The organism is Nostoc sp. KVJ3 (assembly GCF_026127265.1).
Taxonomy (GTDB): domain Bacteria; phylum Cyanobacteriota; class Cyanobacteriia; order Cyanobacteriales; family Nostocaceae; genus Nostoc.
The window spans coordinates 3,304,309-3,315,935 of the sequence record NZ_WWFG01000002.1 but is presented as its reverse complement, the minus strand read 5'-3'; the positions used below and the strand labels follow the sequence as shown (position 1 = coordinate 3,315,935).

Annotated in this window: 8 protein-coding genes; 4 read left to right on the top strand and 4 right to left on the bottom strand. The window is 44.2% G+C overall.

Going from position 1 to position 11,627, the window contains the following annotated elements; genetic code table 11:
• Positions 1-6 precede the first annotated feature (6 nt).
• From GTQ43_RS30320 to GTQ43_RS30305, 4 genes are all read left to right on the top strand, one after another.
• On the top strand, positions 7-1,035 hold the full coding sequence (locus GTQ43_RS30320) for a phage tail protein (RefSeq protein WP_265276336.1): 1,029 nt from the start codon (positions 7-9) through the stop codon (positions 1,033-1,035).
• 176 nt (positions 1,036-1,211) lie between these two features.
• The gene (locus tag GTQ43_RS30315; RefSeq protein ID WP_265276334.1) at positions 1,212-2,411 is read left to right on the top strand and encodes a DUF4159 domain-containing protein; all 1,200 of its coding nucleotides are present in this window, start codon (positions 1,212-1,214) and stop codon (positions 2,409-2,411) included.
• 559 nt (positions 2,412-2,970) lie between these two features.
• Positions 2,971-3,657 (top strand): hypothetical protein, encoded by a 687-nt coding sequence (locus GTQ43_RS30310; protein ID WP_265276333.1) that lies wholly within the window; start codon positions 2,971-2,973, stop codon positions 3,655-3,657.
• Between the two features lie 198 nt (positions 3,658-3,855).
• Positions 3,856-4,623, top strand: a complete 768-nt coding sequence (locus GTQ43_RS30305; protein WP_265276332.1) for an intradiol ring-cleavage dioxygenase — start codon at positions 3,856-3,858, stop codon at positions 4,621-4,623.
• Positions 4,624-5,056: 433 nt separating this feature from the next.
• Here the strand turns inward: GTQ43_RS30305 and GTQ43_RS30300 are convergent, their stop codons facing one another.
• The 4 genes from GTQ43_RS30300 to GTQ43_RS30285 all read right to left on the bottom strand — a co-directional run bounded on the left by GTQ43_RS30300 (position 5,057) and on the right by GTQ43_RS30285 (position 11,353).
• Positions 5,057-6,694 carry an iron uptake porin gene (locus tag GTQ43_RS30300; protein WP_265276331.1) on the bottom strand — a complete coding sequence of 546 codons (1,638 nt, stop codon included), beginning with the start codon at positions 6,692-6,694 and terminating at the stop codon, positions 5,057-5,059.
• A gap of 607 nt (positions 6,695-7,301) precedes the next feature.
• Positions 7,302-8,702 carry a sugar porter family MFS transporter gene (locus tag GTQ43_RS30295; RefSeq protein ID WP_265276330.1) on the bottom strand — a complete coding sequence of 467 codons (1,401 nt, stop codon included), beginning with the start codon at positions 8,700-8,702 and terminating at the stop codon, positions 7,302-7,304.
• A gap of 99 nt (positions 8,703-8,801) precedes the next feature.
• A complete protein-coding gene (locus GTQ43_RS30290) occupies positions 8,802-9,800 on the bottom strand; it encodes an ABC transporter permease subunit (RefSeq protein ID WP_265276329.1) in 999 nt (332 codons plus the stop codon).
• On the bottom strand, positions 9,797-11,353 hold the full coding sequence (locus GTQ43_RS30285; RefSeq protein ID WP_265276328.1) for a sugar ABC transporter ATP-binding protein: 1,557 nt from the start codon (positions 11,351-11,353) through the stop codon (positions 9,797-9,799). Before GTQ43_RS30285 ends, GTQ43_RS30290 begins: the two co-directional genes overlap by 4 nt.
• Positions 11,354-11,627: the final 274 nt, after the last annotated feature.

Genomic DNA, 11,627 nt, shown 5'->3' with positions numbered 1-11,627 from the left:
AAAATTATGGTTCAAAGTCGCTCTAGTCCGGCTGTAAGCATTCAATTAACGCCGATGCAAATTCCCGAAGCTTTACCTGTGGCAGGTTTTGCATTTGCAAATGCCGATATGGATGTCGCTGGACGTAGTTTACTCTTGCATCCTGGACATCCCAGCGAGATGATTGTGCAAGTACAAAACTTAGAACAGCGTCCTTTACGGGTAAGCTTAAGCGTTGAAGGAAACTTCCCATCCCAGTGGTGTCAAATTGGTACAGAAGGCAGTGAAATACCGCCTCGTGGACAAATGGATGCTGTTCTCTACTTCTCAATTCCCGACACATTTTTTGAAGATCAAGAAGCTATTTCTCCAGGGAAAAAAGACAAACTAACACTCAATTTTCGCAGCTTAATTACTCTACATATAGACCAAGGCACTGACAACGAACAAATCGAGAGAAGCGAGTATTTCGATTTATACATCCGTCCCTACACCGCCTATATGGAATTCTTGCCAATTTTGTATCGAGAAGTAGACTTTATTGGTCGCTTTATGAAGATATTTGAGCAAGCTTTTCAACCAGTAGTTGATAGTTACAACGTTATGTGGGCAAACCTCGATCCCTTGACAGCACCAAAAGCCCTACTACCTTTTATGGCTCATTGGGTTGCTTGGCAAGTAGATTCCGTTTGGGATCTCCAGCAACAACGGCGTTTAATTCGTCGGGCTGTAGAACTTTATCGCTGGCGCGGAACTCGTAAAGGATTACGTCTCTATTTACATCTTTATACTGGTTTACCGCTAGACGAAGATTTACCCAATGAAGCTGATAAACATATCAGTATCACAGAACCTTTCGGCCCAAGTTTTATTATCGGAGATGCCCAATTAGGAAATGCAGTTTTAGCAGGTGGGCAACCATATCATTTTATAGTTCGTTTGCGTTCAAATATTTCTAGTGGCATCATTAGCGAGCAACTTATCCAAAGAATCATAGAACAAGAAAAACCTGCTTTTTGTACATACGAATTATCTATTGAAAATCCTTCTAATTAAATAATTTTAAATTAAATTATAGGGTGTATTGTCGCTTTAGCATAATGCACCATCGATAATTAAAGGTGCGTTAGCCTTTGGCATAACACACCCTACATCTTGAATAAGTAGTATTGTTTAAAACTCCTAAAATAGACTTTTAATCCAAAATCCAAAATCCAAAATCCAAAATCGCTATGTCCCATCCCTTCCCACCCCCACCAATCAAATCCCTTGAACGCCTACAAGCGGCAGACGGTTTACTAATCAATGCAGAACGCTGGCGTACAGCCCATGATTATCACCGGAATCGGCAAAATACCCAGTATCAAAGTTTAAACCAACCAGGAATTGTCTGTGGTTTAGGCATTCGAGATATAACAGCCCCAAGCCAAGTTGAAGCTAGATATCGAGATGGGCGTTGGGTACAAATTCAACCGGGTATTGCAATTGATTTAGCAGGTAATCTAATTGTTATACCGACTTCTTATGATTTTCCTATTGATATTGAAGTAGTGAGTTCTGAACCCCTCATGATCTACTTAGTAGTTAGCTATGTAGACCCCGATGAACTGCGGCGCGGACAGCAAAGAGATATTGTTCAAGAAACCTATCGAATTGACCAAAGAAACTCCATACCAATCAGTTCAGAAATAGAAATATGTCGGATACTTCTGCAACCAGGACATACGGAAATCACCCAACCTGCGGATGCTTTCTTTCCTGGATATAACAATATTGATTTGCGTTATCGCCGTCAGGCACAAATGCGTCCCCAAGCACTTGTATGTATGGCACAGGCAAATCATAGCGATCCTGAATGTGCGCGTAATTTTTTCAGCCTTTCGTATTTGTTACAAGCAGTAGAACCTTTATACCCTAGTTTACGAGGGGCTGATGAACCGGGTCAGGTTTCTTTAGGAGAAAATATCCAAGACTATGACATACTTTATCTGACAGGTGGACAGGCAATTTCTTTAAATAGCCTCGAATTTGAATCTCTTAAAAATTACTTAAATTTAGGTGGTGTACTTATCGTTGATGCACCAACAAATGCTAATGCTCTAATTGAGAGTACTCAAGCATTAGCACAACAGTTAGAGAGTCCTTTAAGACCTTTAGAAGAATTACAACGGAGTCATCCTTTAAGGACAAAACCTTTCTTATTTGCTGCTTTGCCAATGGTTAATCAGCAGCAAATTAAAATGTTAATTGGTGGTGGAATTATTTTAGTAATTGGTGATTTAGCAACTGCTTGGGGACTAGATAGAGATTTGAATTTACCCAGATTAACTATTCGTACAGCCCAAGAACTTGGAATTAATATTCTTCACTATGCTTGGAAGCGGCGACAGTTGATAGGTTTGCAACAGGAAGATAATTCCGGTCAGTGGTAAAAGGAAAATTAATCAGGATTTAGAAATATTTTTTTTGATTGGTACATTTTGGTTTTGTTACACCCAATCAGGCTTATGCCGCTAATCCATCTAATCGGAATGCCTAGATTTCTCAACAGTCTCCAAGACCACAAATATCTGATAAAAAACCACAGGTTATATCATGTCCGTCAAATTACTTACGGTATGTCATTGCGATTGCAGCGAAGCAATCACTAGGACTCTGCGTTCGCGAAGCGTGTCCGAAGGACTTATGCTTCACTCCGTACCCTTCTCCTTCGGAGACGCTATTCGCGTTTGGGTTCTCCAAGGGAGTACGCAAGGACATGATATTAGACATTCTAAACCCCGTCCAAATTAGAAAAAGCGTCCTCCCCAACATCCTCAAAATTAGAATCAGGGCGCGGGTCAAAATCGTGTAGAACACAATAACCGTTAATTGCAACACCCTTGCTCTTGCTTCCTCAAATTACAAAATTGTAATTTACAAGCAGGGCAAACTGTAATTTTAGTTCGGTTGAATTAGAAATGTAAACGATCTATCTTTGAGAAAACGATCATGAATATTCGTAGAGTACTAGTTGTAACAGCGATCCCCGTTCTGGTTGGCACATTTGGTTTTATTTCACTCAATCAGGCAAATGCTGCTAATCAATCTCCTCAAATTGCCCAGGTGCAACAACCACCCAACCAACCACCAGATGGACAACAGCGACCTCCTCGACCAGATTTTGCAGCAGCCGCGGCGAAGTTAGGAGTTAGCGAGCAAAAGTTAAAAGATGCCTTGGGAGTCCCTGCCAATCCTCCAAATCCAGGCGCTTCGCCCACCGGAGGCGATCGCAATCAGCGCCCACCCCGTCCTGATTTTAAGGCAGCTGCGGCGAAACTAGGGGTTAGCGAACAACAGTTAAAAGATGCCTTGGGAGTCCCTGCCAATCCTCCAAATCCAGGCGCTTCGCCCACCGGAGGCGATCGCAATCAGCGCCCACCCCGTCCTGATTTTAAGGCAGCTGCGGCGAAACTAGGAGTTAGCGAGCAAAAGTTAAAAGATGCCTTGGGAGTACCTGCCAATCCTCCAAATCCAGGCGCTTCGCCCACCGGAGGCGATCGCAATCAGCAACGCCCACCTCGACCTGACTTGAAAGCAGCTGCGGCAAAACTGGGTGTCACTGAACAACAGTTGATAGATGCGTTGGGTATTCCGCCTCATCCTCCTGGCGGCGATCGCCCTAACCCAGCAAAATAGCTGAAAATTAAGGACTTCCAAAAAAAATATCCAACTATTTCTTGTGGGATGGGTGTCTCACCTATCATATTGAACTGGGCTGACTAGAGAGCTTACCCCACAAGATTGGACGATTTATTTGTTGGAGTTCCCTTGTATCTTAGAAGACTGGCAAATTATTTAATATCACCTTGACAAAAAAAGCATGGTGAAAGCAGCATGAAAAAAGATGATTATCAAATATTGAGTCGAAGAAAGACACTTGCTCTATTTAGGGCAGTCGGATCTGCAATCATTGTAGTTGGATGCACACCGAGAAAGTCCAGATCCACACAGGCGCAATCGAGTGTAGCCGTCCCAGCATCATCTTTAGCCAATAATACATTGTCTGCGTGTGTCGTAACTCCAGAGCAGACCGAAGGGCCGTATTTTGTAGACGAAAAGCTCAACCGCTCCGATATCCGTTCCGATCCGGCAGATGGTTCAGTTAAAGACGGTGTACCACTCCAACTAACGTTGCGGGTTTCGCAGATTGGCAATACTGGTTGTGCGCCACGCGCAGGTGCGATCGTGGATATTTGGCACTGTGATGCGCTAGGCGTTTATTCTGATGTGACAGACTCAGGTTTTAGCACCGTCGGTAAAAAGTTTCTGCGCGGCTATCAAGTCACGGACGCAAATGGAACTGTCCAGTTCACAACTATTTTTCCTGGTTGGTATGAAGGCAGAACCGTCCATATCCACTTTAAGGTTCGTACAAACGCGCCATCAGCCCAGAGTTATGAGTTTACGTCACAACTATACTTTGATGACTCGATGACAAATCGGGTACACACTCAAAAACCATACACCAGCAAGGGACAACGCAACTTGAAGAACGCTGGAGACGGAATTTTTCAAGATGGTGGCGAACAAATGTTACTCAAGCTTACTAAAACAAGCCTTGGCTACGCAGCAACCTTTGATATTGGGCTGCAAATGGCTTAACTCAGCCTACAAGATCGGCGATCGCCCTCCCAGAAAATAACAGAAGAGAGCTATAGCCCAATACGCTTGGATTAAGTATTTCTTTCTTCTCTTTGCGTCCTTTGCGGTTCGTAAAAAAATGACTTTGGTAAAAAGTTTTAGCCTTAACTGAACTGTATTGCCCTATAGCCTCGATCGAGTAGCTTACTTTATATATTGAGTTACAGAAATACTAAGTACTCAGTGTCTAAAACCGCCCAGCACTTTTTTGTCAGATCGCATGAAGAGTGCAGAGTGCTGAGTATTCAGCACTCTGTTATATTATGTCCGCTTGATTGCTTATTAAACCCGAAGAACCCCAGATGTGCTTTGTCTCCCCTCCCTGCAAGCGGGCAGGGGTTCTTTTTTATGGGTAATTTAGCGGACATGATATTAGTCAACTAAACTATCAACATTAAAAATCGAAGGTTGTACGAAGCACACCTACATACTGCGTATCATTTCTACTGTCGTTTTCCGGGTTGAGAATCACCCAAAAACCAGGAGTCACAGAGATATTATCGTTTAGGCGGTAGCGATAGAAGGCTTCGATATGGTAAGCGGTGTCTCGGTCTTGACGGACATCACTGTTAGAGACACGCGGTGGTATACCAAAGAGAATTCCTGGCAAGTTACCCCTACCCCCCACATCAGGAAAGGACATACCAATCGCCCCAAACCAGACATTGGCATTGTCACCACTGTTCACAAATAGAGCATCTGTTCCACCTCTACCATTAGAAATATCACTCAAACCAGAACTCTTGGCATTTGCCCAAATATATCCACCCCAACCGTGAATTTGGAAATTCGGAGAGAAGCGATAGAATCCCTGTGCGCCGACAATATCGTTGGAAGTAGCAATGTTGTTGCCAAAGGGAGCGTTTGACAGGGTGCTACCCGTCCCGGCTGCGAGATCGACTACTCCAGCAGGGCTATAGCCATGAGAGTAGGCAACACCAATAGCTCCTTCCTTACCGTAATAGGCTAAGTGCGCCAGGGCGTTGTAGCCGCCATAAAACAAGCCGTTGCTCCCCGACGGCGTATTGGGAGTGCTTGCTAAATAGCCCAAGGTGAGAACCAAGTCTTTGGTAATGTTCCAGTTAGCGGCTGCACCCCCGCCACCTCGCCGAAATAAGGGACTGTATGACCCAAATAGTGAGGGAACCCCATTGCCGTCGTCAGCGATTGTGGGGGGAGTGACAGTAGTTGAAATATCGGTGTAACCAATGCCTGTGGGCCCAACAACAAAGTTAAGAGAATCACTGACTGGGAAGTAATAACGGATGTGGGGGACAAAAAGTGTCTCGTTGCTGTCATAATCGAAGTTCAGGCGTGTCATCCCTGTGCCTGTGGCTGTAGCAATTTGGCTTGCACCATTAGAATTCGCAAAGTTACCAAATTCTAGCCGGACTCGCAACAAATCTTTGCCTGTGAAACTGCTCTCAAAGTTGAGACGACCCCGATTTGCAAAGTAGATACGGGATTCATCGCGTTCCCGCTTCGGGTTGCCGGAGGCATCGCCACCTACTCTATTACCAAAGGTATCACTAATGGCGGTAATAATTTGAGCATTCAACCTAGTAGTGGTGGAAAACTGCTGCGCCTCCAATGTTGCTGTATGTGCCTCTAAGGTATCTACTCGTCCGCGCAGAGTTGTCAGTTCTGTGGCAAAGTCTTGCTGCAACTTTTGCAGCACTGCCAAATCTTGCTTATTAACTAAATCGCTAGTAGCTGTACCAATTAACTCATTAATCCGATCCAAACAAGCATTTAAACCTGCGGCAAACTCATAACGGCTTAAGGCGCGGTTCCCGCGATAGGTGGAATTGGGATAACCTGCAATACAGCCGTAGCGTTCGACCAGCGATTGCAATGCACCAAACGCCCAATCGGTTGGTTGTACATCAGAAAACTGGGAAACAGAATTTACTTGTCCCTGCAAATTCCTATTAGCATCTGCTGCATTAGAATCATCTTCTGGAGGTGTTGCCCAAACTGCTGGAACTGCCAAAAATAGGATAAAAAAGCTATGAAAAACAATTTTGATCATTGACTTATTTACTTGAAAGTGGTTAAATTCTGACTTTGTAACTCAAGAGATTACACTCAAACCAAAGCTTGCAGGTTGTGAGTTAATCAGCATTAAAGTTACATATTTTGAGTTTCAGTTTTTGGTTACTTAAAGCAACCCTATGACTCTTTACTCATTGCTGCTTTTAATAGCCGCTTCTATAATCCGCATTACATTAATTCTGTCTTGGCAGTAACAGCAATTAGCTGATTATCAATAATAGATTTATATACCGCGTCGTAATAGCCTAAATAACTGCCCTCTAGACAAACCATAAGAACAAAGAGCCGTATTGAGAGTTTCCCTCTTTTTAATGATTGACTAAAGCGAAAGCTTATATTTAATTGTTGTCAAATGCTCTACATAAAGTTCGCACAATCGGGGTGGGCATCTTGCCTACCCCACAACATTTATAGCAATATTATCTGATTTGATATAGCAATCTTAAATCATTTGTGAAAATTACATATCTCCTTCTTCTTTCTTCTCTTGGCGTTCTTGGCGGTTCGTTTTCTTTCTTATCTATATTTATTTTTCACGACTCATTTAGGACTGGTATATCAAATCCGTTTGCAATAGATACAAATTACATATCTTCTAACTCAATTCCTTTGGTTTCTTTAATAAAAAAGAGAATGAAAAAGAATGAGGTAGCCGCCGCAATTGTATAAAGTCCATAGGCAGAACCTAGACCGAAATATTGGAGTATGGGAGGGAATGTTGTGGAAATAATGAAATTCGCAACCCATTGAATTGCAGCAGCAACTGAAAGTGCAGCCGCTCGAATTTTGTTATTAAACATTTCTCCTAACAAGACCCAAACTACTGGCCCCCAGGAGAAACCGAAGCAAAATACATAGAGATTGGCTGCGATAAGAGCCAGAGTCCCGGCGCTTCCCGTGAGGGCGGGGTTTCCAGCAGCATCTAGGGGAGCGTTGCCAAAAATATAAGCCATCGTTCCCAAGGTCAAGGTCATACCAATTGACCCTACTATGAGCAAGGGCTTGCGACCAAATTTATCCACGAAGGCGATCGCAATCAATGTTGTAATAATATTGACTGCTCCTGTAATCACCGTGATGCTGAGGGAATCTTTTTCGGAAAACCCGACTGCCCGCCATAAAACACTGCTGTAGTAGAAGATTACATTAATCCCAACAAATTGTTGTAATACAGATAAACCTATTCCTACCCAAACAATGGGCAGGAGTCCGCCACTTCTGCTTAAAAGATCAGAAAATTTAGGGTGGCGTTCACGAAATACTGTCTGCCGAATTTCTTCAATTTTTGGCAGCACGTCACCCCCCAAAATCTTGGTCAGAACGTTAACGGCTTCTGGCTCCCGTCCTTTGGCAACTAAGTAACGGGGGGATTCAGGAATTGTTAAAGCCATCATCCCGTAGAATATTGCTGGTGGGACTGCTGTCCAAAACATCCAGCGCCAAGCTGCAACTCCAAACAAAAACGGCGAGTCTGCTGAACCTGCTGACACAGCGATAAAGTAGTCACTCAATAAGGCGACGAAAATTCCCACTACGATCGCTAATTGTTGCAGAGATCCTAATCTTCCTCGCAAATGGGTGGGAGAACATTCGGCAATGTAAGCTGGCGCGATGACGCTAGCAACGCCGATGCCAATTCCACCCAATACTCGCCAAAAGATAAAATCCCAGATAGTGAAGGCAAACCCGGAGCCAATGGCACTGATGGTAAACAACGCTGAAGCGACCACCATTGCGTTAACTCGACCATAACGGTCTGCAATTTGTCCGGCAAAGAAGGCTCCTACAGCAGACCCCAGTAATGCTAGGGACACTGCCAGCCCTGTTACCCAACTACTGGTGTTAAAAGCTTTTGCTAGAGATAAAACCGCGCCGTTGATTACAGCAGTATCAAAACCGAACAGAAACCCGCCGAGGGCAGCAGCGCCAGCGATCAAAATGACATAAAACGTGTTGGATTTACGACGAATAGTAGTAGAAGACATAGTTTATATATTGGGAATTGGGCATTGGGCACAAGAGGCAAGGGAGCAGGGAGCAGGGGGGAAAGAGGTAATTCTTCATTTTCCCCCTCTGCATCTTTTTCAACGTCTGGAACGTCTGCGTAACCGATCAATCGTTACTGCTAAAATAATTACTAGTCCTTTGACGACTAGTTGCCAGAAGTAAGATAGGTTCAACAAGGTTAAACCGTTGTTGAGAATAGCAATGATTAATGCACCTAAAAGAGTGCCGCCAATGGTGCCAATACCACCTGTAAAGCTGGTTCCACCTAGAATAACAGCTGCGATCGCATCTAATTCGTAACCCTGACCTAATACGCCACTGGCACTATAAAGACGGCTGGCGCTCATGATTCCTCCTAAACCTGCCAGTAATCCGCTAATACCATAGACAAATAGCAAGACACGATTAACTTTAATCCCAGTTAATCTGGCTGCCCGCTCGTTACCACCGACAGCATATATCTGCACTCCGAGAACAGTTTGCCGCAGCACAAACCAGCTAGCGATTACAGTCAGTAGTGCAATTATCACTAGCCACGGCAGAGGGCCGATGTAACTATTACCTATCCAAGCAAAATTGATGTCCCGGTTAATCAGCGTTGTCCCTTTGGCAATCAAAAAGGCCACACCCCGCAAGGCTGTGAGTGAACCCAACGTCACAATAAAAGGTGGCACATCTAAAAAGGTGATGAGAGCGCCGTTGACTAAGCCTAAAAGCAATCCTGCGAGCAATGCAGCAGGTACAGCCGCCCAACTTAAAGCCGGAAGTAGCGATACCAGCAGTCCAACGACGGCAGAAACAGCCAATATTGACCCAACTGATAGGTCAATACCTCCGGTGAGAATTACAAAGGTCATTCCTGTCGCCAGCACAATATTGATTGATGCCTGACGCAAGATATTAATGATGTTACCGCCCGTGAAGAAGTTGGGAGAAAGAAATGCAAAGAAGATGCAGATAATTACTAAAACTGGTAGAATTCCCAGAACTTCCAGCAGAGTGGTAATTGATTTCCGGTTGCGGGATGCGGGATTATTGGCTAATTTATTAGCCGGTGGTCTGACTGTCTGACTCATAATGCTGATACCTCCGATGCTCCAGTTGCATAGTGCATAATCTTTTCTTGGGTGATTTCTTTGCCAAGACTGCCGTCCAGTTCGCCTACCAGTTGTCCCTCTCGCATTACTAAGACGCGATCGCTCATACCAACAATCTCCGATAGTTCGCTGGAAACCATTAAAATAGCAACACCTTGCGCTGCTAATTCGCTCATAATTCGGTAAATTTCGCTTTTGGCACCAATGTCTACGCCGCGTGTCGGCTCGTCTAACATCAGGACTCTGGGTTTAATGGCTAACCAACGCGCTAATAGTAGCTTCTGTTGATTACCACCAGAAAGATCCAATGCTCTAATTTCCAAATTGGCTAGGCGGATATTGAAGTTTTCTACTGCCTCTGTTGACAGCCGATTCACTGAAGGCCAGTTAACAATTCCACCCCTGGCATCTTGCTTGAGTGTGTTGATGGCAATATTCTTGCGGGCGCTCATCTCCAGAAATAAACCTTGGTCTTTGCGGTCTTCTGGGACGTAGCCAATTCCGGCAGCAATGGCATCACTGGGCGAATTAATTTCCAGTTTTTTGCCATTCAGGAATACTTCACCACTGGCTTTACGGTCAGCACCAAAAATCAGCCGGGATAGTTCTGTGCGCCCAGCACCCACTAATCCCGCTAAACCAACAATTTCCCCAGCATGAACTTTAAAACTAGCTGGTTCAATCTTCTGACGCGCGTCGCTCATATTTCTGACTTCCAGCACCACGGGGCCAGGATTCGTTTGCCGTTGATGTTCGTAAAAGTCTTGCATGGAGCGACCAACCATCATCTGTACTAATCGCTGTGGAGAAATTTCACTACGTGTCAAACTACCAATATATTGACCATCGCGCAGGACGCTAATCCGGTCAGCTAAGGCATAGATTTCTTCCATGCGGTGGCTGATGTAAATAATGGCAATGCCATCACGCCGCAGTTTGCGAATTACCTCAAATAAATGGTCGCTCTCGCGGTCAGAAAGTGCTGCTGTTGGCTCATCCATCACCAAGACGCGGCTTTTGTCTTTCAGCGCCCTGGCAATTTCGACTTGTTGCTGTTCTGCGATCGATAAAGTACCAACTATAGTCTGCGCTGTAAAATTGGCTCCAAGACTTTCTAGCACTTCCTCTGCTTCCAGTTGCATGGCTTTGCGGTCTAAAAGCTGACCCCGCCGCAACTCACTACCCATAAACATATTTTCGGTAACGGTTAAATTCGGTGCAACATTCAGTTCTTGATAAATAAGATTAATACCCGACTTGCGTGCTGTTGCCGGATCGGTAATTTTCAAAGGTTGACCATTGATGCGAATTTCTCCAACATCTGCAATGTAAGCCCCAGCCAGGATTTTCATCAATGTGCTTTTACCTGCTCCATTTTCACCCATGAGGGCGTGAACTTCTCCCGGATAAATCGTGAGATTAACATTTTGGAGCGCAGATACACCATGAAATCGTTTGGTAATCCCTTGCATTTCTAATACAGGGGTGGTAGTTGGTGCATCAGAAAATGAGGTTTCAATATTTGTTGTCATGAAAATCTCCTGTAAAAAGAATTGGAAAGTCGCAATTTGTGAGTTATCTTATGTCCGCTCAATTGTTTATAGTTCTGGCGTTACCCCTTCCTAACCCTCCCCTTATAAAGGGGAGGGAACCGGATTTCTTATTTACCCTTATAAAAGGGAGGGAACCGGATTTCTTATTTACCCCAATACATCTGGGGGATTAAGGGGGGTAATTCTACTTGTGGGTAATTGAGCGGATTTGATATTAGAAATTCATAGCTGATGTGAAATTCAAATTATCACA